The 23,655-nt window shown below is 69.5% G+C and carries 20 protein-coding genes and 1 pseudogene; 7 read left to right on the forward strand and 14 right to left on the reverse strand.

Annotated elements, in window-relative coordinates:
- Nucleotides 1-169: 169 nt before the first annotated feature.
- From IE157_RS07315 to IE157_RS07335, 5 genes are all read right to left on the reverse strand, one after another.
- Nucleotides 170-661, reverse strand: coding sequence for an NAD(P)H-binding protein (locus tag IE157_RS07315; RefSeq protein WP_193519561.1), 492 nt, complete (start codon nucleotides 659-661; stop codon nucleotides 170-172).
- Nucleotides 662-750: 89 nt separating this feature from the next.
- Nucleotides 751-1,821, reverse strand: a complete 1,071-nt coding sequence (locus IE157_RS07320) for an App1 family protein (RefSeq protein ID WP_131332836.1) — start codon at nucleotides 1,819-1,821, stop codon at nucleotides 751-753.
- Nucleotides 1,822-1,999: 178 nt separating this feature from the next.
- A complete protein-coding gene (locus IE157_RS07325; protein ID WP_193519563.1) occupies nucleotides 2,000-3,214 on the reverse strand; it encodes a metallophosphoesterase family protein in 1,215 nt (404 codons plus the stop codon).
- 173 nt (nucleotides 3,215-3,387) lie between these two features.
- Nucleotides 3,388-7,041: a DNA polymerase III subunit alpha gene (locus IE157_RS07330; RefSeq protein WP_193519652.1), complete on the reverse strand. Its 3,654-nt coding sequence runs from the start codon at nucleotides 7,039-7,041 to the stop codon at nucleotides 3,388-3,390.
- Nucleotides 7,042-7,143: 102 nt separating this feature from the next.
- Nucleotides 7,144-7,554, reverse strand: a complete 411-nt coding sequence (locus tag IE157_RS07335) for a hypothetical protein (RefSeq protein ID WP_064846804.1) — start codon at nucleotides 7,552-7,554, stop codon at nucleotides 7,144-7,146.
- Between the two features lie 189 nt (nucleotides 7,555-7,743).
- Between IE157_RS07335 and vapB the strand changes: the two genes are divergently transcribed.
- The 3 genes from vapB to IE157_RS07350 all read left to right on the forward strand — a co-directional run bounded on the left by vapB (nucleotide 7,744) and on the right by IE157_RS07350 (nucleotide 9,152).
- On the forward strand, nucleotides 7,744-7,971 hold the full coding sequence (gene vapB / locus IE157_RS07340) for a type II toxin-antitoxin system VapB family antitoxin (protein ID WP_131332832.1): 228 nt from the start codon (nucleotides 7,744-7,746) through the stop codon (nucleotides 7,969-7,971).
- The gene (locus IE157_RS07345) at nucleotides 7,962-8,381 is read left to right on the forward strand and encodes a PIN domain nuclease (RefSeq protein WP_098054436.1); all 420 of its coding nucleotides are present in this window, start codon (nucleotides 7,962-7,964) and stop codon (nucleotides 8,379-8,381) included. The genes vapB and IE157_RS07345 overlap by 10 nt, the downstream gene beginning before the upstream one ends.
- 435 nt (nucleotides 8,382-8,816) lie before the next feature.
- Nucleotides 8,817-9,152 carry a putative quinol monooxygenase gene (locus tag IE157_RS07350; protein WP_206399173.1) on the forward strand — a complete coding sequence of 112 codons (336 nt, stop codon included), beginning with the start codon at nucleotides 8,817-8,819 and terminating at the stop codon, nucleotides 9,150-9,152.
- 13 nt (nucleotides 9,153-9,165) lie between these two features.
- Here the strand turns inward: IE157_RS07350 and IE157_RS13090 are convergent.
- From IE157_RS13090 to ybaK, 4 genes and pseudogenes are all read right to left on the reverse strand, one after another.
- A pseudogene (locus tag IE157_RS13090) lies at nucleotides 9,166-9,724 on the reverse strand (SDR family NAD(P)-dependent oxidoreductase).
- A gap of 33 nt (nucleotides 9,725-9,757) precedes the next feature.
- Nucleotides 9,758-10,003 (reverse strand): hypothetical protein, encoded by a 246-nt coding sequence (locus IE157_RS07360; protein WP_193519567.1) that lies wholly within the window; start codon nucleotides 10,001-10,003, stop codon nucleotides 9,758-9,760.
- Between the two features lie 2 nt (nucleotides 10,004-10,005).
- Nucleotides 10,006-10,677 (reverse strand): enoyl-CoA hydratase-related protein, encoded by a 672-nt coding sequence (locus tag IE157_RS13095; protein WP_193519568.1) that lies wholly within the window; start codon nucleotides 10,675-10,677, stop codon nucleotides 10,006-10,008.
- An 87-nt stretch (nucleotides 10,678-10,764) separates the two neighbouring features.
- The gene (gene ybaK / locus IE157_RS07370) at nucleotides 10,765-11,286 is read right to left on the reverse strand and encodes a Cys-tRNA(Pro) deacylase (protein WP_193519571.1); all 522 of its coding nucleotides are present in this window, start codon (nucleotides 11,284-11,286) and stop codon (nucleotides 10,765-10,767) included.
- A 332-nt stretch (nucleotides 11,287-11,618) separates the two neighbouring features.
- On the opposite strand from ybaK, the gene IE157_RS07375 reads away from it, so the two are divergent.
- Complete coding sequence (locus tag IE157_RS07375; RefSeq protein WP_193519573.1) at nucleotides 11,619-12,383, forward strand: thioesterase II family protein; 765 nt, start codon at nucleotides 11,619-11,621, stop codon at nucleotides 12,381-12,383.
- Nucleotides 12,380-13,162, forward strand: coding sequence for a 4'-phosphopantetheinyl transferase family protein (locus tag IE157_RS07380; RefSeq protein ID WP_193519575.1), 783 nt, complete (start codon nucleotides 12,380-12,382; stop codon nucleotides 13,160-13,162). The genes IE157_RS07375 and IE157_RS07380 overlap by 4 nt, the downstream gene beginning before the upstream one ends.
- A 43-nt stretch (nucleotides 13,163-13,205) precedes the next feature.
- Here IE157_RS07380 and IE157_RS07385 read toward each other — a convergent pair whose 3' ends face one another.
- From IE157_RS07385 to IE157_RS07405, 5 genes are all read right to left on the reverse strand, one after another.
- Nucleotides 13,206-14,639, reverse strand: a complete 1,434-nt coding sequence (locus IE157_RS07385) for a DUF418 domain-containing protein (RefSeq protein ID WP_082943378.1) — start codon at nucleotides 14,637-14,639, stop codon at nucleotides 13,206-13,208.
- Nucleotides 14,636-18,739, reverse strand: a complete 4,104-nt coding sequence (locus IE157_RS07390; protein WP_193519576.1) for a Pls/PosA family non-ribosomal peptide synthetase — start codon at nucleotides 18,737-18,739, stop codon at nucleotides 14,636-14,638. The genes IE157_RS07385 and IE157_RS07390 overlap by 4 nt, the downstream gene beginning before the upstream one ends.
- 335 nt (nucleotides 18,740-19,074) lie before the next feature.
- Nucleotides 19,075-20,022, reverse strand: coding sequence for a hypothetical protein (locus tag IE157_RS07395; protein WP_318281380.1), 948 nt, complete (start codon nucleotides 20,020-20,022; stop codon nucleotides 19,075-19,077).
- 127 nt (nucleotides 20,023-20,149) lie between these two features.
- Complete coding sequence (locus IE157_RS07400; protein WP_318281381.1) at nucleotides 20,150-21,085, reverse strand: arsenic resistance protein; 936 nt, start codon at nucleotides 21,083-21,085, stop codon at nucleotides 20,150-20,152.
- A gap of 8 nt (nucleotides 21,086-21,093) precedes the next feature.
- Entirely contained in the window at nucleotides 21,094-21,609 is a 516-nt protein-coding gene (locus IE157_RS07405) for a TetR/AcrR family transcriptional regulator C-terminal domain-containing protein (RefSeq protein ID WP_193519579.1), read from the reverse strand.
- Nucleotides 21,610-21,656: 47 nt separating this feature from the next.
- On the opposite strand from IE157_RS07405, the gene IE157_RS13100 reads away from it, so the two are divergent.
- Together IE157_RS13100 and IE157_RS07415 are read left to right on the forward strand one after the other, a co-directional pair.
- On the forward strand, nucleotides 21,657-22,367 hold the full coding sequence (locus IE157_RS13100) for a GNAT family N-acetyltransferase (protein WP_193519580.1): 711 nt from the start codon (nucleotides 21,657-21,659) through the stop codon (nucleotides 22,365-22,367).
- Between the two features lie 184 nt (nucleotides 22,368-22,551).
- The gene (locus IE157_RS07415) at nucleotides 22,552-23,556 is read left to right on the forward strand and encodes an esterase-like activity of phytase family protein (protein WP_318281387.1); all 1,005 of its coding nucleotides are present in this window, start codon (nucleotides 22,552-22,554) and stop codon (nucleotides 23,554-23,556) included.
- Nucleotides 23,557-23,655: the final 99 nt, after the last annotated feature.

The following is a 23,655-nucleotide window of genomic DNA, read 5'->3' on the forward strand; positions in this document are numbered from 1 at the left end:
AACAGGACCCAACATGATGTGGTCGTGTGATCCACAGGGGATGTCGTCTTTTCCCCGGGTTGTCCACAGGGACCGCGTCCGGGAGCCCTGAGAACACGCGGTTCTCGCGGGGCCCATGTGGACAAGACGGGCGGGGGAAGTCACGAAAAATTTTTTTGCACAGCGTGTCTCACGCGCCGCGCAGGACGCGGTCGGCACTGACGAAGTCCGGGAAGACGTCCAGGTAGAAATTGTCCCGCAGGAAGGTGTACTCGAGACCGGCGCGCTCGATGGCCTGCTCTGTGGCGTAGTGGGTGCGGGCGAACGTGAAGGTCGCGTCCGGTGCGGGTGCAGCGAAGGACGTATAGACCACCCGGCGCACGCCCGCGCGGGACAGCGCCTCGACCATGGCCAGTTGCTGTTGCTTGCGATCCGCCGATTCCGACGCGGACACCAGGAACACAGTGTCCAGTCCCGCCATCGACTCCGCGGCCCCGTCCGGGTCGGCGAAGTCCATGGTGGCGGCGTCGAGCAGGCCGTTCGCTGCGGCCACGTGGGACGCGACCCGGTGCGGGGAACGCACGAGCAGCCGGTGGGCGACGCCGCGTTCTTCGAGCCGACGCGAGACGGCCCAGCCGATGCGTCCCGTGGCGCCGGTGATACCGAGGGTCGTGTGTGCCATGGTTCCTCCGTTCGGGGGTGCATCCGACAATGTGCTCGGGGCGGGTCGACGGGCGCCCGGATCGGGGCGCCCCCGTGGCTCGCGCGGGTTCAGAGCAACCCGGCGTCCTTCAGCTGATCCGAGATGGAGGCGCCGTCGTTGGCCTCGATCCACAGCGTGCCCTCCGGAACGGTCACGTGATGGCCCTCCGAGGCGCGGGTGCCCGCGGCCAGGACGGCCTCGGTGGGTGAGAGGTTGCGGATCACGATGGCGGCCACCGAATCCGGGTGACGCTGCGCGAAGCCCGAGTAGATCTGCGGATCGTGCTGACCGTCGTCGCCGATCAGGATCCACCGCACGTGGGGGAAGTTGCGCGCCAGACGCTGCAGGTTCTGCACCTTGTGCTGGGAACCAGACCGGAACCAGCGCTCCGTGGTGGGCCCCCAGTCGGTGAGCAGCAGCGCTCCGGCGGGGTACGCGTTGCGCGTGAGGAACCGACGCAGGGTGGGCGCCACGTTCCACGCCCCCGTGGAGAGATAGAGGAAGGGTGCGTGCGGATGGCTGCGGCGCAGCCGGTCCATCATGGTGGACATCCCCGGCGTGGGGATGCGCGCGTGCTCGTTGGCCACGAACGAGTTCCAGGCCGCGAGCATGGGGCGGGGCAGGGCGGTGACCATCACGGTGTCGTCCACGTCGCACACGACCCCCACGTGCTGCTCGTCCGAGACCACGGTGACCTTGGCCTCCGTGACCTCCGAGCCCTCGGCCTGCATGTAAATGGTGTGCACCCCGGGGGTCATGGAGACCTTGAGGTCCACGTCGATCACGCCGCCCTTGTCCGCCACGAGGTGGAACTCGTGCTCGCCCAACCACACGTTGACGTGGGCGAACGCGAAGGGCACGGACGTGAAGGAACGCCACCCGCGGATCGACTCCGCGGCGTCGTCGGTGTCCTCGATCAGCAAGCGCGTCTTGAGGAGCACACGCCCCAGGGCCCGCACGTAGCGGGGGCTGCCGTAGCCGTCGAAGGCGAGCATGGTGGGGATGTCCCCCCGCTGCACGGCCCGTCCCTGACGCCATCGCTGCAGCTTCTGGTCGAAGCGGTACGCGATGTTGATCGCCTCTTCCGTGACCTGGTCCACGGTCTGCAGCAGATCTCCTCCGCCACTGTTTTTCGCCATGCCTCACAGTTTTGCACAGCACTCCCGGCCCACGACGTCGCGGCGTACCGTGCCGCGGACGACGGCGCGCGGCGTCGTGGAGCGGGGCCGCGCCGTCGAACCCCTGGCAGGGCTGCGGGCAGGGCGTCGGGCCCCGGGCGCGAGGACGGACCCGGGGCCCGGCCCCGGTGCCCGCGGCTCAGCCGCGCACGTAGCGCGGGAAGCGCTCGGGGTGGTCGATGGGCTGGGTCTCGGGGCTCATGTCGATCCCGAGGTCCTTGGCGAAGACCAGGCGTGTGCGGGTGTAGACGCGCTTGGTGCGCTCGTCGAGCTCGAACACGCGGGCACCGCGCAGGGTGTGCTCGTCACGGGTGCCGTCGTTGAGCCCGTAGGTCCCGAAACCCGTGCCGGGGCCGTAGCCCAGTTCGACCCCGAAGTAGTTGCCCATGTAGGTATTGATGTGGTCGTGGCCGCAGTACAGGCCCAGGACGTCCCCGCGTTCCAGGACCGCGGCGTAGATCCCCGAGTTGACCATGCCCGTGTAGACGTTCTCGTGCTTCTCCCCCACGATCCCGTGACGCTTCACGGCGGCCGCGTGCCCGGACTCGTCCGAAGTGAACTGCTGACCGAACCACATGTGGTGGTGCTCCCACGTGGGGATGTGGAAGTACATGAGCCCCGGGATCTTCTTCCCGTAACGGCGCTCGGTCTCCACCGAGAGGTCGTTGTACCAGCGGATCTGCTGGGGACGGATCCAGTCGTAGCCCATGAGACCCTCACGGTCCTGCCCGCCGAGGCGTTCCTCCGCGTACCGGCCGGAGTCCAGCAACCACACGGCGAACGTGGGGGCGTGGCCGCGGGACCCGCGGATCAACAGCTGGGCATTGGACGAGCCGAAGACCTTCTGGTCGTCCCCGGGGTTGAGGTTGTGTTTGTACTGACGCACGAACTCGACCAACTGCGGTTCACGCATCCCGGTGCCGTGCTCCTCGGTGGAGTCCTCGTCGTGGTTGCCGAATGTCACCGCCCACTTGATGCCCCGGGACTCCATGGGCAGCACCACGTTGTTCACGGCCTGCTTGACCTCGCGGTCGGTGCGAGGGGAACCGTCGATCACGTCCCCGTTGATCAGCACGAACTGGGGCTTCTCCCGGTCCAGCACCTTGTTCATGAGCTCGATGGTGCGCCGGTCGGTGCGCGGGCCGTCCTGGGTGTCGTTGAACTGGACGATCTTGAACCTGCCGTCGCGCCCGAAGGAGAGGGGCATCCGGCTGTGACCGTGGCCGTGCTGGGTCACAAGCGCCGGTGCCGCGTGGGCGGTCGACGGCGCGGCGGCGAGCACACCGGCGGCCGCGATGGCGCTGCCTCCGGTGATCAGGTTCCGGCGCGAGGGATGTGAGGTGTTCTCGGTCATGTGGTGCTCCTGGTGCGAAGGGTTCCGACCGCTGCGGGCGGAGGGGGTCCGGCTACTACGGGCGGTGAGCATCCGACCGCGACGGGCGGTGGGTGAGTCACACGCTAGGGTCACCGCGTTACGGCCACGTGGCACCCCGGTGTCCCGTGGGGCACGAGCCGCGCGCCGGTTATTCACCTTCTGACCTGGGGTTTCACTTCCGTTCTGGTGCGGGGGTGCGCACCGGCGACGGCGCTGTCCCCCTGGGGAGCACGGCCCCGGGAGGCACCGGGCCGTTCGGGGCCGTGGCTGCGGCGTCGTCCGGGGCCCTCAGCGGACTCCGGTCGCGGCGGACGGGACGGTGTGGGCCGCGAACCCAGCAGGGACCGGGGATCCGGGAGGGTCTCCGGGCGGGAGAGGTCCCACGCCTGGGCCGCCTGGATCCCGATCCCCCGCGGGCCCGTGCGGCGCGTGTGGCCGTGGACCAACAGCAGCGTGGGGGCGAACAGTACCTCACCGGAGGCGGCCTGGGCCTCGTCGAAAAACGTGCAGTCCACGGCCCCGGAGCCGTCGTCCAAGGAGATGAAGACCACGCGTTTGCCGCTGCGCATGGGCGGGGTCATGGTGGAGACCCGCACGCCAGCTACGATCACCTCGGTGCCGTTGCGCAACCCCAACAGGTCCTCGGCGCGGGTGGCCCCGTAGGAACGCATGAGCTCACCGTGCGAGTCCATGAGGTGGGCGCTGACCTCGATGCGCATGGTGTCCATCTCCGCTTTGACCCGCTCCCCCGTGCTCGGTTCAGGCAGCCGCGCCGGAAGGGCGGCCAGGTCCACGTCCCCGAGGGGTAGGGCCAGCTGCCCCTCCCCGGGCTGCGCACGGGCCGAGGTCCCGCGCCCGGTCGCGGGCCGATCCGCCTGTTCCCGCAGGAAGTGGACCATGTCCGTGTGGGAGGCCCGCGTCTCGGCGCGGTGCAACAGGGAGTCCAGGGCGCCCGCCTCCGCGAGCCGTTGCAGCGTGCGCCGGGTGGGCCGGGCGCGCACCCGCAGTTCGGCGAGGGTGCTGTAGGGCTGGGCGGCCACGAGACGTTCGATCTCCGCGGCGCTGATCCCCGCGATGGAACCCAGGGACATGCGGATCCCCCACGCACCGTCCTGGGTGTGGGGGATCCCCCGGTCCAGGTCCCCCGAGACCACGGTCCCTGGCCGCGGCGTGACCGACTCCACCCGGTGGTGGTCCGTGCTGCGGTTGACGTCCGGGCCCAGCACGGGGATCCCCATGCGGCGGGCCTCCCCCACGAGCAGGCGGGCGGGGTACATCCCGGGGTCATGTTCCCACACCCCGGCCATGAACGCCTCCGGGTGATGGGTCTTCAACCACGCCGACTGATAGGTGGGCACCGCGAAGGCCACCGCGTGGGCCTTGCAGAAACCGAAACTGCCGAACGCGTGCAGGATCCCCCACACCGTGTCGATCACGTCCGGGGCGTAGCCGCGAGCGCGAGCGCCCTCGCGGAAAGCGGTTTCCACGGGCTCCTCCGAGGCAGAGCCGAGCAGTCGCCGCCAGATGTCCGCGCGGGCCAGACCACACCCGGTCATCCGGTCCATGATGCGCATGATCTGTTCGTGGTAGACGGCCACCCCGCGGGTCTCGGCGAGGATCTCCTGGAGGTCCGGGTGGGGGTAGGTGGGCGTGGCCCAGCCGTGGCGGGCGTTGAGGTAGGGCCGGACCATGGCGGCCTGCATGGGCCCGGGGCGGAACAGGGAGATGTCCACGACGAGGTCGTTGAACTCCTCCGGTCCCATGGTCCCGATCAGTTCCCGCTGCCCGGGGGACTCGATCTGGAAGCACCCCAGGGTGTGGGTGGAGCTGATCAGCCGGAAGGTGTCGGGGTCGTCTCGGGGCATGGTGTCGAGGTTGGGCGGGGGTTCGTGGGGTCGCAACCGGGTGATCTCCTCCACGGCGTGGGCCAGGGTGGACTGCATGCGCACGCCCAGGATGTCGAGTTTGATCAGCCCCATGGGGTCCATGTCGTGCTTGTCGTACTGGGACATGGGCAGCCCAATCCCGCTGGCCTGCACGGGGGTGCGCTGCAACAGGGTGGTGTCGGAGAGGATCACCCCGCACGGATGCATGGAGATGTGCCGGGGTAGTCGGTCGAGGCGTTCGGTGAGATCCACGAGCAGGTCCAACTGCCGGTTGTTGCGCAGCCGCTGCGCGAGCGGGGCGAGTTCGGGCCGGCGTGCGATCTCCTCCCGCAGGGTGCCCCCGGGCACGCGCCACAACTGGGTGGCCACGTGGTCCACCTCCTGGGCCTCGAGCCCCAGTGCCAGTCCGGCGTCCCGCACGGCCCCGCGGGAGCGGTAGGCGTTCTGCATGCTCATGAGCGTGACGCGGCGGGGGCCGAAGCGTTCGAAGATCCGGTGGTAGACGGCGTGGCGTTGCGCGCTCTCCATGTCGATGTCGATGTCCGGCAGGCTGGGGCGCAGCGGGGAGAGGAAGCGCTCGAAGACGAGGTCGTACTCGAGCGGATCCGCCGGTGAGATCCCCAACAGGTGGACCACCAGGGACGAGACCCCGGAACCGCGGGCGGCGTGACGCACACCCATGCCGCTCATCAGTTCCGAGACCTCCCCCACGGTCAGGAAGTACCCGGCGAAGCCGAGCTGGGCGATCACCGCGAGTTCCCGTTCCAACCGTCCGCGCAGGGACTCCCGGTTGAGTCCGGGCACGGTGCGGTCCCAGTCCTCGCCGGCATGCAACCGGGCGAGTCCCGCGTAGCAACGCTGGGCCAGTTCCCGGTCCGGGTCACCGCTCACCCCGATCACCGAGGCCTCCGGGATCACCGGACGGTCCACCCCGAGATCCCCCTCCGGATCTAGACGGCAGCGCTGGGCCAGGTGGTGGGTGTCCGCGAGCAGCGCGCCGTGTCCCGCCTGACCGTGGTCCGCGGCGAGGGCGATCTCCCGGGCCAGCAGACTCATCTCGTCACCGTCCTTGAGCCAGCCCTGCCCGTTGGGTTGCAGCACACCGCGATCCGCCCCGGCCAGTTCGTCGAGGGACATCAAGGTCCGGGCGGCATCCAGGACGTCCGCGGTCACGGCCTGCCCCGGGTGGGCGTAGCGCACGGCGTTGCTGAGCACCACGGGCAGCTGCGCCTGCCGCCCGATCTGGAACATCCGCACCGCGTGCCCCATGCTCAGGGGCGCACCCTGGGGCGCCAGGTGGGTCACCGTCTCCACCACGAGGGTCTCCGCGGGCAGCGCGTGACGCCATCGGTTCAGCGCGGTGCGCGCCGCGTGGTAGTGCCGTCCCACGAGCAGCCGACCCACGTCCGAGTCCGGGCCGAGCAGCACCACGAGCCCGGGATCACCGTGGCGCGCCGCACGATGCACGTGCCGCGCCAACTGCTCCGCGCTGAGTCCGATGGGGTGGGCCGCGTGCCGGTCATGAGCCCGGTGGGCGGCGGAGACCACCCGGCACAGGGCCGCGTACCCGGCTCCCCCGTTGCGTCCCGTGGCCAGGACCACCACCCGGCCGATCACCACGGGTGCCGCCGGACGACGTCGCTGTCCGGCCGCCCGACTCTGCCCGGCCACCCGGCCCTGCGCGCCTCCCGCGCCGGCGCGCGGGGTCCGCAGCAGGGCGATGTCCACACCCAGGACGGGAGCGAGACCGTGCGCGCGGCATGCCAGCACGTGTTTGACGGCCCCGTAAAGGCCGTCCCGGTCCGTGCACGCGAGGACCTGTGCTCCCTGGGACGCGGCCGCCCGGGCGAGTTCTTCCGGACGTGCCACACCGTAGTGCGCGCTGAAGGCCGAGGCCACGTGAAGATGGGGGAACCACATGCCCATATTCGAAACTTTATTCGAACTTCTGTCAATCGCGGACGGCTCCGCGGGCGACATGAAGTGACATGGAAGGACTCCGCACGGGGACCACGGGCGGTCTCATGCGGCGCTGACACGGAGCACCCGCCACTGATCGGTGAACTGGTTCCGGACCAGCTCGAAGGTGCGTGCGATAACCACCCCGGGCCGGACGACCTGCACCCGCCACCGCTCCTGATCCACCGCGCTCGTGCGGCTCTCACGCGGCACGCGGACCTCCACATCCCACCAATTCCGGCGTTCGTACCAGCGAACGGCGGGCTGCAGGACGCGATGCTCCTCACCGCGGTACGTCACCACACACGGCGTCCCGGTGATGTCACACACCACCGCGAGATCATCGAGGGCGGGGTCCGTGGAGCCGCCCACCAGCCCCGTGGGACGCTCCACCGGCATGCCCGCGCCGATCACCGGAACCGTGTCCCACGGGTCCTCGTACTGCCCGGTCTCCGTCATCTCCAGCACCGTCATGATGGCTCACCCTCCCCGATTATTCGAAAATTTATTCGACTACTGAGACGGTGCCAAGATCGTCCGACACGCATAAGCGACCGACGCCACGGCGGTGTCGGTCACCGGAGAGATGCCCGCACACGGGCGTGGGTGAGATCTTTTCCGTTAAACGATATCGCGATAGCATTCTTCGAGGAGGTGCTGACGATGAAGAATGTCCTCATCCGGGGACTCAGTGACAGGGCGGTTGAAAGCATCGATGCGGAGGCATCCGCACTGGGGCTATCCCGCAACGAGTTCCTGCGCCGGAAGTTTGAGACAGCGGCAGCCATGACGGACGACAAGGCCACGGTGACCACTGAGGACTGGGAGCGCTCCTCCCGCGCCTTCGGCGACCTCATGGATGACGACATCATGGCTGCCGCGTGGCAGTGACCGGCTGGTTAATCGACAAGTCTGCGTATGCACGAATGCAGGCAGGGAAGGCCGCGCACCTCGAGGACTGGAATGCCCGCATCGAACGAGGACTGGTTCGACTCTCGACGGTCACGCGACTTGAACTGGGATTCTCATCCCGTTCCGGCGAAGGCGGGCGTCAGGCGTTCGGGCTGCCGCCGCTGTCGCTGATGCCCATCGAACATCTGACGCCCGCGATGGAGGACCGTGCCTTCCAGGTGCAGATGTTGCTCGCCGATAGAGGTCAGCATCGTGCGCCGTCCATTCCGGATCTGCTGATCGCAGCATGTGCAGAGAAGGCTGGGCTGACGGTGCTGGCCATGGACAAGGACTTCGACTTGATTGCCGCGGTCACAGGCCAGCCGGTGGAAACCCTCACGCTGCGATGACAGAACACGCGTGAGGCGGTTATCGGCCCTCCCGGTCGGTGATTCTCTGCGCCGTGACCGGGGAAATACCGCGGGCCCGCCGCCCTGGGCGACGCCCCGGAGTCCATCCCGCGAAGAACAGCGGCCGATGCTGAGCCCGGCCGCGGTGCCGTACAACGCGTAGTCGTACCACTCGATAACCGTTCCCGCGATCGCCGCGAAAAGCGCCCTGCCAGCGCCGGGGCGCGCTGCCGTGCCCGTCGTCGTCCGCTGGCGCATGAGCTCACACTACGACGCCGCTCGGGCACCGTCCGGACGTTGCACACCCGGACCAAGCGCCCGGAGATGATGCCCTGGAGCAGTTCCGGGGCATGGTGTCCGTACCCCTTTCGGGAGCGCCGGCATTGTCCGCACGCACCCCTGTGTTCCACGCCACACAGCGGTTAGATTGATCCCATGACGACATCCATCGGGACAGCCGACACCACCGCCCTGTTCATGCTCCACGGATGCCTCCGCTCCACCCCCGGGAACGGACACGCGCTCGCGGGCATCCTGGCCGAGAACGACGCCGCCGAGCCCATGCCCGGTTGCCGCCTCTACCTCGTGGCCACCGATCCCGAGGACCCTGATGCCGTGTGGGTCACCGAGGTCTGGGACACCGAGGAGGATCATCAGGCGTCCCTGCAGATCCCGGCCGTCCAGGAGCGGATCCAGCGGGCCTTACCGATCATCGACCGTGAAGGCATGACCAGCCACCGGCTGCAAGCCGTGGCGGGCATCCCGCGCTGACCCGGCGCCACCATCACATCGTCAACCCACCACTCACCGAGATCGCCTGGCCCGTGATGTAGGCAGTCCCCGGGGAGAGCAGGAAGTGGATCGTGGCCGCGACCTCCTCGGGGGTGCCGAGCCTGCGGGCGGGGATGCCCCGTGTCATCCCGGAGAAGACCTTCTCCGTGAGGCCCTGGGCGTCCGCGAGCTCGCGGTACATCGCGGTGTCCGTGGGACCCGGCGTTGGCCGTCATGGGTACCACGGCGTTCTCGCGCGCCACGGAGCGCACCATGCCCAGCACACCCGCCCGCGCGGCCGACGACACCGCGTCCCCGAACGAGCCCGCCTTGGCACTGTCCGACGACACCACGACCAAGCTCGCCCGCCGACCCGCGGCTCCCGCCGCACGCAGATGCGGCAGGACATGGCGAGCCACAGTGAGCACCCCGAGCCGCTCCACGGTCACGATCTCGCGGGTCCACTCCTCAGTGACCTCGTGCAGCGGCTCGGCGATGGCCGCTCCGATGCCCTGTCCGGTGCCGGTCACGATCGCCACCCGTGCGGTGGTGCCGGTGTTGTGCTCGTTCATGGGCAATCCTCCTGGTCGTGCTGTCGATCCCGGTTAGGGTGCGTACTCGCGTCCGGCCGATTCGCGGGAAATGATGAGCTCCATGACCTGGGTGAATCCCGCGCCCCCGGGGCCGATCAGGTGCTCGCGCGGGACCAGGACGTCCTCGCAGTGCATCAGGCCGCGGCCCACCGCTTTGGTGCCGTTGATGACCCAGCCGTCGTCAGTGCGCCGGGCCGTCATCCTCGGGTTGCCGGCGTCCGAGCCCGCGTTGAAGTCGCCGCGGGCGATCTCCTCCACGATCAGTACGAACCCACCTTGGGCCCGGACTGACCGAAGCGCGCGGTGCTCGCGGCGATCGTGAGATCGCACGGCACGTGCAGCACGTGCCCGCCACCGATCGCGAGTCCGTTGACCGTCGCGATCACGGGCTTGAGGCCGGTCCTCGGGCGCGACGGCGCTCGGGCGCCCCTGCGGCGGCCAGGACCAGGCGGGGCTGGCCCCGGACGTAGGAATCGAACGTGTGCCGCCGCTCGAAGTACCACGACTTCAGCGTCCCACCCGTGAGCCAGCAGGACCAGGTCGTACGCAAGCAGTTCGACGTCCAGCTCCACGAACGCACCGCTGCGCACGGCCTCCTGGATGGCCTCGACCAGGGGTCGGAGCGATTCCACCTCATGGGACTTGATGTGGGTCCGGTTCGCGGCGGTGAGCGACTTGCTCCCCCGGTAGGTGATGAGCGTGGCCTGACGGTTCTCGTCGATCACCCGGCAGTACATGGTGAATGCCGCGCTGACCCGCTCCACCGGGTCCTCGTCCGCCGCGGCCACAGCGGCCGGGACCCGTTCGGTGAGTTCGTCTTGCACCGCACCGGCCGCACGCAGCAGCTGGTTCCGGCGGGCCTCCTTGCGGGCGCGACGGGCCGCTCCCTCCGGGGCGAGGGCCGAGGTGTCGGTAAGTGAATCAGTATTCATCACGAATAAATCTGGATCCACTTCATGGCGCGTCAAGGGTCGGAAGATGAAACCGTGCCCGGTCACCGAGCGATCGCGGCGACCACCTCAGCGGGCGATCGCCGCAAACACCGCCCCGGTGAGCTCGGCCAGATCCCGCGGGGCCAGACCCACGTCCTGCCCGCGTCGGCCACCGGAGACGTACATCCGGTCCAACCGCCGAGCGCCGTCGTCGATCACCGTGGGCAGGTGGGTGCGCTGACCCAGAGGGCTCACTCCGCCGAGCACGTAGCCAGTCAGTCGCTGAACGTCCCCGGGATCCGCCAACCGGGCCTTCTTGGCACCCAGCGCGACGGCCACCGCTTTCAGGTCCGCACTCTGCGCCACAGGCACCACGCACACCCCGAAGCCATCGTGATCCGTCTGCACCACCAGGGTCTTGAACACGCACTGCGGCGGCAGCCCCAGCGCCTCGGCCGCTTCGCGCCCGTAGGCCGTGACGCGGGGATCGTGCTCGTAACCCATGGCCTCGAATTGCACGCCAGCGCGCTCGAGGGCGAGTGTGGCGGGCGTGGCCGATGCTCGTTGTGTCTTCTTCCCCACGGGTTCCTCCCATGCCGCGTCCGTCATGCACCCGGGTCACTTCCCGGATTGCGGGGGAGCACACCCAGCCGGGTTCGGTACTGTGGGACCACGTCCACACCACGGAAGGGCCGGCGCCCCCTACCTCGAGTCTAGGTCCTCCCGCAGCGCGGACGAAAAGTCCCCCCCACCGCAGCCTCTCCCCCGAACGCCTCGCAGTAAGACGCCCACTCGCAGCACCCCGGACCCGCACCGGAGCACCCGCCGCAACGCCCCACAGGGCCGCCCGGTGGAACAGTCCGGCACCGTACCGAGCGAGCGTCGCCCACGCGCGGCACCGGCGGCAGTCGGCACACTCAGGATTCAGGAGGTCCGGGAAGTTGGCTACGACCCCACCCCCCGCCACGGCCCTCGCCCAGTGGTTCTCCGGCCCGTTCACCCCGCAACGGCGCCTCGTCGTCTTTCCCCACGCCGGCGCCGGGGCACTGTCCGGCCGCGATCTGCAGGCCGCGGACACCGAGGTGCTCACCCACCGCCGTCCAGGCCGGGAATCACGTATGGCCGAACCCGCTGTCGTGGACGTCCCGGAGCTCGTCGCGGAAGCGCTTGCGGCGCTGCTGCCGATCCTCGACGCGGACGAGCGGCCCACGGTCGCGCTCGGTCACTCCTTCGGCGCGCTGCTCGCCGCCGAGTTCACCGCGGCCCTGGACCGCGAGCGCCCGGGTCGGCTCGAGCGCACGGTGCTCTCCGCCAAGGCCGCGCCCCCGGATCGCGATCCGCACCTCGCGTCGATCCTCGAGGACGACGCCGCTCTGGCCGCTTGGTTGCTCGAGCTCGGGGGCACCCCCGAGGAGCTGCTCACGGACCCTGGTCTGCGTGAGCTCGTCCTGGCCCCGTTGCGCGCGGATCTTCGGGCGTCGTTGAGCTACGACGCCGCCCCGCCGGACCTCGCCACGCCCCTGCTGCTCGTCCACGCACAGGAGGACCACACGGCGTCGGCGGAGTCCATGGCGGGGTGGACGAGCACCGGGGGCACTGCCACACTCACGATCCCCGGGGGCCATCACGGGTTGTTCAATCACGCACGCGAGCTGCACGACGCGTTGCGGTCCGCTGTCGACGGCACGACGGGTGGCGCCCGATGAGCGCGCACGCGGTCGCGCACCGCCAGCCCGTGTGGGCAGCACAACGACGCCGCGTGCCCGGTGCACCGGCGGATCTCACGCTGCACGTCCTGCACCTTGAGGATGTCTCGTCCTGGGCGTTCTCCGCCGTGGACTGCCTCACGGAGGACGAACTGTCCCGGGCGTGTGCGCTGCAGGACTCCCACACCCGTGAACTGTTCGTGGTCTCACGCGTTGCTCTGCGCCACGTTCTGGCCCACCGACTCGGGTGCTCCGCCCACGAGGTCCCGATCAGCCACGACCCACGCACCGGGGCACCCCACGAGGTGCACGGTCGCGCGGCGGCGGTGACCGGGTCCCGCGGTGACGCCGGTCCCGAGCTCACGGCGTCCTCCGCGCTGGGTCACGTTCGCCCCGTCCGGTTCTCGGTCTCGCGCACGGCCGGGGTCATCGCTCTCGTCACGGCCCAGCGTGCCGTGGGCGTGGACGTGGAGCGTCTGCAGTCCGAGGTGGAGGCGAACGTGCTGCTCGACGTCCTGCACCCCGCGGACCGCGCCCGGCTTTCCCGCATGCGCGGGCGGCGTCGTGCCGTGGCCGTGACGCGCACATGGGTGCGGGTGGAAGCGCTGGTGAAGGGCTGGCAGACGGGACTGTCCCGCGACCCCGCAAGCATCCACGTGGGATCGGCCGCACGCGCGGACTACGGCCGCGGGTGGAGCGTGAGCGACGTGCGCACCACGGCGCGGGAGAACGCGCGCCTGGCCGTGGCATGGCGAACGGACCCCGCCCCGCAGGGCTGAGGTCCGTTCATTCGTCATCCGCCCCGCGGGGCAGCGGCATCACTCAGTGGCGACGCCGCGGGGTCTCCGCACGACGCCGCGGGAGCGCCTTCTTGGGCCGGATCACCGCGGCCGCCGCGCCCTTGGACGCCCGGGTCACGAACCGCTCGAGCGGACCCGCCCCCACGGCGTGCTGCCACGCCACCGCGAACAGGGCGGCCACCACAATCTGGACGATGTACCAGAACCACGGGGTGCCGTCCGTCCACACGAACGCCATGAAGATCAGGTGCGACACGTAGAGCGTCAGCGTCATGGAGCCCATGGCACCCAGCCACGTGAGCCACTTGCCGATCACGCGGCACAGCAGCAGGAACGCGCCCAGTGCGATCATAGCCATGCCCGCGCTCTCGAACAGGGCGAGCGGGGTGTTGGTGTGCGGGCCCGTGAGCAGCAACCACAGGTTCGTGGTGTCCGGCAGCTGGGGGTCCGGGCCGTAGTACTGGATGTTCCACACGTCCTCGGACGTCATCCACGGGGTCGCATTGATCAACGCGTCCTCGAGGTCGAACCGCAGCAGCATGAGCATGGAGATACCGCGGGACAGGGCCGCGACGACGGCGCCCACGATCACGAGCAGCACCTGCACCCGGTCGCGGGACAGGGGCAACCGGCCCAGCGCCAGGCCCAGGCAGATGAACGTCATCCATGGCAGCGCCGGGTAGGTGCCCGTGAGGAACAGCTCCGCGAACACGGATCCCGGGTCCGAGAAGATCTCCAGGAAGCTGGGGTTGCCGTACACGTGGGCGGGCAGCACCGACAGCGACCACTGCATCACGAACGGCATGACCACCGCGAAGAACGCGGCCGAGGCCAGCAGCCACCGCACACTCATGAGCGTGAACGGGATGGCCAGCAGGAACATCAGACCGTAGTAGATCAGGATGTTGTATACGGGCAATTCGAGCAGGTTCACCGTGAGACCGATCGCGAACAGCAGCAGGGCACGCACCAGGATGGAGAACCGCGCCCGGGAGCCGTCACGACCGTGGCGCGGGGTGCGCCCCCCGGTCATGAACGCGAGGCTCACACCGGCGAGCGTGGCGAACAGCGCGGCCGAGTGCCCGGCGAACAGGGTCCATTCGAGGGACGGTTCCCCCGCGGCGTTCGTCGCGGAGAGCACGTGCACCGCGATCATCCCGATGAGCGCGAATCCACGCGCCACGTCCACGCCCATGATGCGGCGCTTGGTGCGGCGGCCGTCCGCGCTCGTCACGTTGCGGGTGGCCGCACCCTGACGCGGTGCGGACGTGGAACGTGGCGGCGCGGTGACCACCGGGGTCGCGGCGGTCCACAGACCGCTCTCCGCCGCGGTGCGGCCCTCGTCCCCGCGGTCGCCCAACCACACCTCTCGCGGTGGACGGCGCCCCGGTTGCGGGCGCTGTCCCACGGGCAGGTCACCCTCCAGGACGACTTCTTGCGTGCTCTGCTGCGTCATTCGGTGACTCCCTCGTGCTTACCGGAGGTCTTCCCCGCGGGGACGACGTCGGTGCGGACCGTGGCCATCGCGGACGATCCCGCGCTCAACTGCGGCGCCGGTGCAGCTCCGAGCAACGGTGCGGTGGACACGTGGTCCGACTCGATCGCGGGCACGACCTCGGCGCTGATCGCCTGGTCCCCCGGTGCGAGGTGACGGATGGGGTTACCGCCCCAGTTGCCATCCGGGGGCACCGTCTCTTGCCGCATGACCAGGGACCCGGGGCCCACGGTGGTGCGCTCCTCGATCGTCGCACCGGGCAGCACGAAGCTGTTGGGGCCCAGCGTGGATCCCCGCCGCATGGTCACGGGCTCCATCCGCATGACCCGGTCGTGGAACAAGTGGGTCTGCAGGACCGTGCCGCGGTTGACGGACACGTTGTCCTCGAGGCGCACGAGGTCGAACTCGGGCAGCCACCATGACTCGCACCACACGCCGCGACCGATGTGCGCACCCATCAGGCGCGCCCACAGGTTGAACATGGGCGAACCCACGCTCAGGCGGATCATGGACGGGACCGCGAGGGACTCGGCGAACACGTCCGTGAGTTCGTTGCGCCACACGAATGAGCTGAACAGCGGCCGTTCGCTCGGTCGGAAGCGGCCCACGAGGGCCCACTTGACGAGCACCGGCACCAGGCAGGCCACGGTACTGGCGACCGTGAGCACCACACCGGACCACGCGAACGCGGCCACCACACCCGTGACACCCATCCCGTGGGACATGTAGATCTCGGTGAGGACGTACACGATGATGAGGTCCAACCAGGCCGAGACCATGGCGGGCACGAAGCGGAAGAACTCCACGAACGCACGCGCCGCCTTGAGCCGCCGTTGCGGGCGGAACGTGGACTCGGCGTCGGCCTCGGTCTTGGCGCGGGCGATCGGCTCGGCTGTGCGACCCAGCCAGGACGAACCGGCGGGTGCGTGGTGCGGGGCGGAGCTGAGCACGGCCACGAGGGCGTCCGCGGGCAGGTCCCGGTCCGGTCCCACGATCCCGGAGTTGCCCACGAAGGTGCGCTCACCGATCACGGAGGTACCCACGTGCAACCATCCAAACCCGGCGCGGTGGGACGTGACCAGGGCGTGGTCGGCCAGGAAGGACCCGTCCTTGAGCGTGGTCAGGTGCGGGATGGTCTCCGCGGTGGAGATCTCCACGTTGCGCCCCACCTTGGCCCCAAGCAGGCGCATGAACCACGGAGTGATGCAGGACGCGTACACGGGGTAGGTGGAGATCAGGGTGCGCTGCATGAGCGTCTCGGTGAGCCACATGGCCCACCCCACGGGACCGTTCTGGGGGAAGTACCCCGGCACGATCATCCCGGCCACGAGGCGCACGAGCGCTACCACGAGCAACAACCACACCACCGCGGTCACGATGGTGAACACAGGGACCCACACCGCCACGATCGGGAAGACGACCTCGTACTGCTGGATGGTGATCACCTGGGACAGCACGATCAGCGCCCCGGGGATCAGGGCGAGGAAGGGCAACAACCCCACGAGCACAGCGCCCGCGGAGAACGCGAGGTGCGACGTCGCCGAACCCCAGGTCTTCATGCCGCCCGTGGCCTCCGGGGACTCCTCGGGCCACGTGAGGCCGGCCGAGCCGTGGTGGCGCAGAGGGGAACCGCCCCACAGCTCGCCGTCCGGGACGTTGCGGCTGACGTGCGAGCCGGGCAGCACCTCGGCGCCGTGGCCCACGCGCATCCCGGGATCCACGAGGGTGCGGGTGCCCACGCGGGCGTTGTCACCGATCTCGATGGCGCCCACGTGGAAGACGTCCCCGTCCAGCCAGTAGCCGGACAGATCCGATTCGAACTCCAGGGTGGAGTGCTCCCCCACGCTCACGAGACCCGTGACGGGCGGGGTGTTGTAGAGGTGTGCGCCCTTACCGATCTTGTTGCCGAACAACCGGTGCAGGCCGCGGGCCATGGGGGTGCCGGTGAGGACGTCGTACTTGTTGTAGACCACGATGCGCTCGGCGGCCCACACGCGCAGGTGGTTCCAGCTCCCCCGCGGATAGTGCCCGGGTTTCAACCCCGCGGTCAGCGCGCGTACCGCGGCAGCGCCGATGAACACGCGCCCCGGCAGGGAGAACATCACGAGCCACCCCAGGACGAGCGGCCACAACGGCGGCGTGGGGACCCAACCGGCGTCCGCGACCACGGCCAGCAGCCACACCACGATGAGCGCGCCCACCACGTAGCGGAACCCGTTCAGGAAGTTCAGGGCCAGGATGAACAGCCCCTGCAGCCAGCCGGTGCTCGCGGGGGTGGGCTCGGGGTCCCGCTTGACGTCGTGGGACTCCCCCAGCGTGGCCAGGTAACCGGCCATGCCCTCGAGGGTGGGGTGGGCGTAGATCTTGGCGATCTCGGTGTCCGGGTGGGTCTTGCGCAGCGCGGAGACCAACCGGGCGAGCGCCACGGAGCTGCCACCCATTGCGAAGAAATCGCTGTCCGGGCCGAACGGCAGCGGTCCGAGTTGGTCCGCCCACAGTTCCGCGAGCCACGCGAGGTCCCCGGTCAGGGACTCGGAGCCGTCGTCGTTGGACGTGGGCAGCGGCCAGGGAAGGGCCTTGCGGTCCACCTTGCCGGAGGTTTTCATGGGCAGTTCGTCCATGATGCACAGCGCGGGGACCATCTGCCCCGGGAGTCGTTCCACGAGCCAACGCCGCGCCTCGGAGAGATCCACGGAGCCCTCGAACTCGGGGACCAGGTAACCCGCGATCACGCTGCCACCGCCCGGGGTGGAGTGCACGGCGCACGCGCCGAGCTTCACGCCGGGCACGGCGCTCATCTGCGTGTCGATCTCACCGAGTTCGATGCGCCGCCCCGAGACCTTGACCTGGTCGTCGGCACGGCCCGCGAAGACGATGCCCTCGGGGTCCGCGCGCACGACGTCGCCCGAGCGGTACGCGCGGTCCCAGCCCAGGGATTCCAGCGGCGCGTACTTCTCGGCGTCCTTGGCGGGGTCCAGGTAGCGGCCCAGACCCACGCCGCCGATGATCAGCTCGCCGGTCTCACCCCATCCCACGGGCTGGCCGTCGGCGTCCACGACGGCGAGTTCCCACCCGGGCACGGCCAGACCGATGCGCACTGGGGCCTCCCCGTTGAGCAGGGCGCCCGTGGCGATGACGGTGGCCTCGGTGGGTCCGTAGGTGTTCCACACCTCACGGCCCGGGCGCACCAGGTGCTTGGTCAGTTCCAGGGGGCAGGCCTCGCCGCCGAAGATCAGCAGGCGCACCCGGTCCAGTGCGGCATTGGGCCACAGGGATGCGAGCGTGGGCACGGTGGAGACCGCGGTGATCTCCTTGTCCACGATCCACTGGCCCAGGTCCGGGCCGGAGCGCACGATCTTGCGCGGTGCGGGCACCAGGGTGGCACCGTGGCGCCACGCGAGCCACATCTCCTCGCAGGACGCGTCGAAAGCCACGGACAGTCCCGCCATCACGCGGTCACCGGGACCGAGCGGGCGGCGCTGCAGGTACATGAGGGCCTCGGCGTCCACGAGTGCCGCGGCGGAGCGGTGGGAGATCGCCACGCCCTTGGGCTTACCGGTGGACCCGGAGGTGAAGATGATCCAGGCGTCGTCGCGGGTACGCGGGGTGGCGGTCTGCTCACCCGTGGTCACGGCCGGGTTGCGGGTCAGTTCGAGCCCCTGACCGAACACGGCGGCCACGCCGGCTTCCTCCCACACGGTGCGCGCGCGTTCATCGGGGTCGTCCCAGTCCACGGGCACGTAGGCCGCGCCGGCGAACAGGGTGGCCAGGATGGCAACGTACAGGTCCACGCCGCCGGAGGGCACACGCACGCCCACACGGTCCCCGCGTCCGATGCCCATGTCCCACAACCGCTGGACGTGGGTCTCGATCCGGTCCTCGAGTTCCCCGTAGGGAACGCTCTCGTTCTCGTCCTCCAAGGCGATGGCGTCCGGGTATTGCGCGACCGTCTCGAGGACGATGTCGACGAGGGTGCGCGGTGCCGGTGGTTCCTCCACCGGGTACACGGCCCTGTCCGGCGCGAGCGCTCGGACTCCGCTCCTGAGATCTTGGCTGTCCACTGCTAGTACTCTCCCCCTTGCTAAGGACCGGTGGTGCAGGGAGATGCGGACGTCGTCCTCGGTCGAGGCGCGGTGCTGCAAACGTATGGATCATGCCGATGGGTCCCCCGACCGATACGGCAGCGTGACATCCGGAAGATGCGCAATGGCGTCCAGCGAAAATATCCCCCTGCTGGCCCAGATTACGTCGCCAGAATACGACAAACATGAACTTGGATGCAATGTACGGTGTCGGTCCCGGCATCACCCAGGTGGGGATGTCATGCTGAAGAATTACTCAACGTGACTCACCCCACGGACTTCCCCCCGTGTGCCCGTGAATCGTGTTCCGTAGATCACGTGGAGGGCGTGGGTTCGTCCGCCGCGAGCAGTTCGTCCAGGATCTCGGCGTCCGGCATGTTGAAGTGGTCGCGGTGCGGCATCAGTTCCAGGCGGGTGCGCGTGAAGCCGCGCTTCTCGTAGAAGCGCTGACCCTCCGTGGCCGCCGTGACGGCGTCGAAATCGGACGCGGGATCTGAGCCGTTGTCCAGCAGACCCGTGAACCACCACATGCGCACCTCGGCCTTCTCCTGGCGGGTCGGGACCTTCGACAGCCCGTCCGGCGCGCCACCACCGCCCACCATGGCCGCACCGCCGGTCACGAGGTCCCGGGCACCGCTGAGCACCCCGTAGCTGAGCATCTCCGCGCCACCCGAGTACCCGAACCACGACACCCGGTCCCGTTGCACCGGGAGGTCCGCGAGCAGCCGGTTCTCGGTCAAAGCGCGCAACCAGCGCATGTTGGCGCCCATCCCCTGCCACCACGTGCACTCGCCCTGGCAGTCGGGTGTGAGGGGCACGGCCAACAGGTCGTTGTGGGAGGCCGCGATCGCGGACAGGCACGTGGTGCGCCCACCCGGTTCGAAGTACTCCGCCCCGCCGTCCCCGTGCAGGTCGATCACAAGCCCCACGGGCTTGGAGACGTCCACCCCGCCGTCGATCACGTGGTAGGAACTCGTGGTCCCGCGGTATGTGTAGGTCTGCTCCAGGTGGCCGAGCGCCCCGGCCTGGGTCTGGTCCTGGGTGGTCGGCTGCGTGGCCAGGGTCACCGTGTGGGGAAAGGCTCGGGAGTCGTCCGCGCGCAGCCCGTACTGGGTGCAGTCGGTCCTGGGCGGATCCGCGGACTTGAACGGGTTCACACTGATGAGGACCACGGCCGCCACCAGCACCAGCAGCAGGACCAGCACCAGAACGACACGCCACGAGGCATGTCTCGCGCCCGTCCTCGTGGGACTGGTAGGCATGGCCGGAATCGTACCCCCGCGGGCTGGGAGTTCTCGACCTTCCACCCCGCGACACCCCTGTGGCGTGAGACGACGTCGCTCGGCCGGGTCCGCGCGACGCCCCGGCGCCGCGGCGTCGTCGTCCGCTTCAGCGCACCAGACGGGGCACGAGGCCGACGAGTGCGAGCATGACGAGCAGCTCCACGAAGGTCTGCGTGAGTACGGCGAGCGGCGCGAGGACCGTGCCGTCCGGCGCCGCGAGGGCGAGCGGCAGCACCACCAGGGAGTTGCGCGTGACCCCGCTGAAGAGCACCGCGCGGCGCTCGCGGACGCGCAGGCCGGCAAGGCGACCGGCCGCCCAGCCGAGCGCCGTCATGAGCGCTGCGAAGCTCACGTAGACGGGTACGAGCGGCAGCAGCGCTTGCGCGCGTGAACCCACGAGGGCGATCTGGGACGCGACCACGGTCGCGAGGGTGAGCATCATGAGCGGGACCATGGCACCACCGGCGAGCCGGCCCCACCGCCGGGCCACCGGGGACCGCGCTGCGGCCCACTGGGTCACTGCCGCAGCCACCAGAGGGATGACGATCACCACCGCGAGGGCCTGGGCGAATGTCCCCCAGTGCACGACCACGGCGACGTCGGGCGCCAGAAACGACCACAAATACAGGGGCAGGGTCAGCATCTGCAGGACGAGCAGCACGGGGGACGCCGCGAGCAACCGGTCGTTCGCGGCGCCCGCGAGGCCCGAGAACACGATCACGTAGTCGATGCACGGGGTGAGCAGGACCAGTAGCACTCCGATCAGCATCGGGCCCTCGATGGAGAATGCGCGGACGAGCGCGAACACAATGACCGGGACGACCGCGAAGTTGACGATCACCAGGCACGCCATGAAGCGCAGGTCGCGCAGACCTTCGCCCACGCGGCGCAGCGGGATACCCAAGAACGTCACGTACAGCAGGGCCGCGAGCACCGGGGTCACCGCGGGGGTGGCGAGGCCGCCGAGGCCCGGGGCCCACCAGCCGGCGAGCGCGCCCACCGAGAGCGCTGCGAGGTAGAGGGGTATCTGGAACCGCTCCATGAACCGGGTCATCGGGGCCCCTGCCGCGCGCCACCATGTCCGGCGCCGTCGGTGTCGTCCCGTGTCAGCGCGGTTCCGGTCAGGGCCGTGAGTCCCGACCGGAAGACGGCGTCGGTGTCCACGGGGTGCTCGGTGTGCAGGCGGGCATAGCGCGGCGCGATCTCCGCATCGACCGGGGCGGCGCGCTCGGAAGGGGCCATCGGCTGTGTCAGAGCGCTGCCGAGCGTGAAGTTGGCGAGTGTGTACGCAGCACTGAGGGGATCGGGCGCACCGAGCTCGTCCAGGAGAGCGATCATCCGCTCCGACAAGCGGAGGTAGTGGGGTCCCCTGGGAGCACGCATCCCGATCACCAGGCACGCCCACCCGTGGCGCGTGAGGTGCGCGTGATAGGCGAGCATCAGGTCCGTGAGCTCGCAGGTGTCCACCGCGTGTCGCATGGCGGGGTCGGCGGCGGTTCGGCCGATCTCGTCCGTGTCCACGGCGCGGGTGCGGTGCACGGGTTTGCGATGGCCCCAGTAACTCACGGGGTCAGCGTAAACGAACACCGTTCACCCGGCACGCGAAGCCGGACGTGGCCCGCTATTTGCTGGAAGACCAGTGGGACGCAGCCCGCGCCGCCCGGGAGGCCGTCACACACGAACCGAAATCCGATCTGGACGGTGGCACCCACACCCTCGCCCTCGTGATCGAGCGGGAGCGCATCCCGATCGGGGACGTTCTGCTGTGGCGCACCGACACGCACCCCCGGATCGCGGATGTCGGCTGGGTATTGGACCCCGCTCACGCGGGACGGGGATTCGCCGGGGAAGCCGTGGCCGAGGTGCCGCGGGGGCGTTCGAGCACTACGGCCTGCGCCGCGTGGTCGCGCAGTTGGATGCCCGCAACACCGCCTCCGCCCGGCTCGCGACCGCCGTGGGGATACGCCCCAAAGCCCACATGCGTCAGGACCGGTGGAACAAGGGCGAGTGGACGGACACGCTCGTCGTCGGGATGCCCGCCGAGGACCGCGGCGCCCGGCCATCCCGGACATACCGGGGCCCGACGTCGCGCAGAGACGTTCACCGGTCGGTCACCTCGCGGTCTCCGGACGCTCGTAGGGTCTGCGGCACACCCGCCGCCGACCCGCGCGGGTCAGACCGAGGAGTACCGCCATGCACCGATCACTCGTCCCTGCGGCCGCGATCACCGTGGGGTTCGGCCTATTCACCGCGGGACCGGCCGCGGCCGCGGCGCCGGCGGTGAACACCGGCTCCGCCGTCCAGGTCCCCATGGGAGAGCATGACCGCTCTCCCGCACCGGGCACCCACCCGCACGAGGGTAAAGCCAACACGCAGGGACACCGTGTACGCGAGCACCGGGGAGATCAGGGGGCCCATCACGATCGGCACCGTCGCCACGGGAAAAAGCACCGCCCGGGGCGAGTGCAACACAAGGGGCACGCCTTCGAGGTGAGCTACGTGGACAGCATGGTCTTGCCGAACGAGTTGCGCAGCGTGAACGGCGTGCCTTTCGGCGGGATCTCCGGGGTGGACTATCGCTCCGAGGACGGTTCCTATCTGGCCCTCAGCGACGACCGTTCCCAGAAAGCACCCGCCAGGTTCTACACCCTGGACCTACCCTTCGACGATGATGGCTTCGATGCACCGGGGTACTCCGTCACGGACACCACGGTGCTCCAGCACGCAGATGGCTCCCCGTACCCGGAGAACTCCGTGGATCCGGAGTCCATCCGATGGGACCGCACCTCGCACACGGCTCTCTGGACGGACGAGGGAGACGTGACCAAGGGACTCGCCCCGGCCATTCGGGAGATGACCGACACAGGGGCGTTCGTTCGCGCGTTCGACGTGCCTCGGCAGTACCTCCCAGCGTTGGACCAGAGCGGCAATCAGATCCGGGGCGTTCGCAACAACCTCGCGCTGGAGAATCTGACCCTGGGGCCGTGCGGCACCACGTTCTCCGTGATGAACGAGGCAACCCTGGTCCAGGACGGCCCGGTCGCCTCACCCGAGACCGGGAGCCCGCTGCGCCTGGCCCAGCTCGACCGGCGGACCGGTCACAACCTGGCCCAGTACGTCTACAAGACCGAGCCGGTGTCCGTCCCGCGGGGTTCGAGTGGCGGCGACCGCGGCGCTTCCGAGATGCTGCAATTGAGCAAGACCGATTATCTGGTGATCGAGCGTCAGTACGTCGAGGGTGAGAACCAGATCCAGGTCTACCGGGCCAGCACCAAGGGCGCCACCGATGTGTCCCGTTCGGCGGCCCTCACGGGTACGGAAATCCCGATGAAGAAGGAACTGGTCATCGACCTGGTCGTATCGGGGATGTCCCCCGGAAACGTGGAGGCCGTGAGTTTCGGCCCGGATTTCGCGGACGGTGACGCATCCCTCGTGCTCGCGGCGGACGACAACTTCAACCTGGCCACCCAGGACACGGTGTTCCACCTGCTCCGGGTGAACACCCACAAATAGATGGGGAGGGTGGGTGGGGTCCACGGTGGACCCCACCCACCCTCGCTCCCATCACGCCGCGGCCCGTGAAACAGGCCGATGCGCCACGAGGCGCGTTCG

The sequence above is a fragment of the Kocuria marina genome, assembly GCA_014652975.1.
Classification (GTDB): domain Bacteria; phylum Actinomycetota; class Actinomycetes; order Actinomycetales; family Micrococcaceae; genus Kocuria; species Kocuria marina.

Bases quoted from the DNA above. Each gene is read 5' to 3' on its own strand.
- IE157_RS07315 (WP_193519561.1), bottom strand. From the start codon at position 661: ATGGCACACACGACCCTCGGTATCACCGGCGCCACGGGACGCATCGGC.
- IE157_RS07320 (WP_131332836.1), bottom strand. From the start codon at position 1,821: ATGGCGAAAAACAGTGGCGGAGGAGATCTGCTGCAGACCGTGGACCAG.
- IE157_RS07325 (WP_193519563.1), bottom strand. From the start codon at position 3,214: ATGACCGAGAACACCTCACATCCCTCGCGCCGGAACCTGATCACCGGA.
- IE157_RS07330 (WP_193519652.1), bottom strand. From the start codon at position 7,041: ATGTGGTTCCCCCATCTTCACGTGGCCTCGGCCTTCAGCGCGCACTAC.
- IE157_RS07335 (WP_064846804.1), bottom strand. From the start codon at position 7,554: ATGACGGTGCTGGAGATGACGGAGACCGGGCAGTACGAGGACCCGTGG.
- vapB (WP_131332832.1), top strand. From the start codon at position 7,744: ATGAAGAATGTCCTCATCCGGGGACTCAGTGACAGGGCGGTTGAAAGC.
- IE157_RS07350 (WP_206399173.1), top strand. From the start codon at position 8,817: ATGACGACATCCATCGGGACAGCCGACACCACCGCCCTGTTCATGCTC.
- IE157_RS13095 (WP_193519568.1), bottom strand. From the start codon at position 10,677: ATGAATACTGATTCACTTACCGACACCTCGGCCCTCGCCCCGGAGGGA.
- ybaK (WP_193519571.1), bottom strand. From the start codon at position 11,286: ATGACGGACGCGGCATGGGAGGAACCCGTGGGGAAGAAGACACAACGA.
- IE157_RS07380 (WP_193519575.1), top strand. From the start codon at position 12,380: ATGAGCGCGCACGCGGTCGCGCACCGCCAGCCCGTGTGGGCAGCACAA.
- IE157_RS07385 (WP_082943378.1), bottom strand. From the start codon at position 14,639: ATGACGCAGCAGAGCACGCAAGAAGTCGTCCTGGAGGGTGACCTGCCC.
- IE157_RS07395 (WP_318281380.1), bottom strand. From the start codon at position 20,022: ATGCCTACCAGTCCCACGAGGACGGGCGCGAGACATGCCTCGTGGCGT.
- IE157_RS07400 (WP_318281381.1), bottom strand. From the start codon at position 21,085: ATGGAGCGGTTCCAGATACCCCTCTACCTCGCAGCGCTCTCGGTGGGC.
- IE157_RS07415 (WP_318281387.1), top strand. From the start codon at position 22,552: ATGGTCTTGCCGAACGAGTTGCGCAGCGTGAACGGCGTGCCTTTCGGC.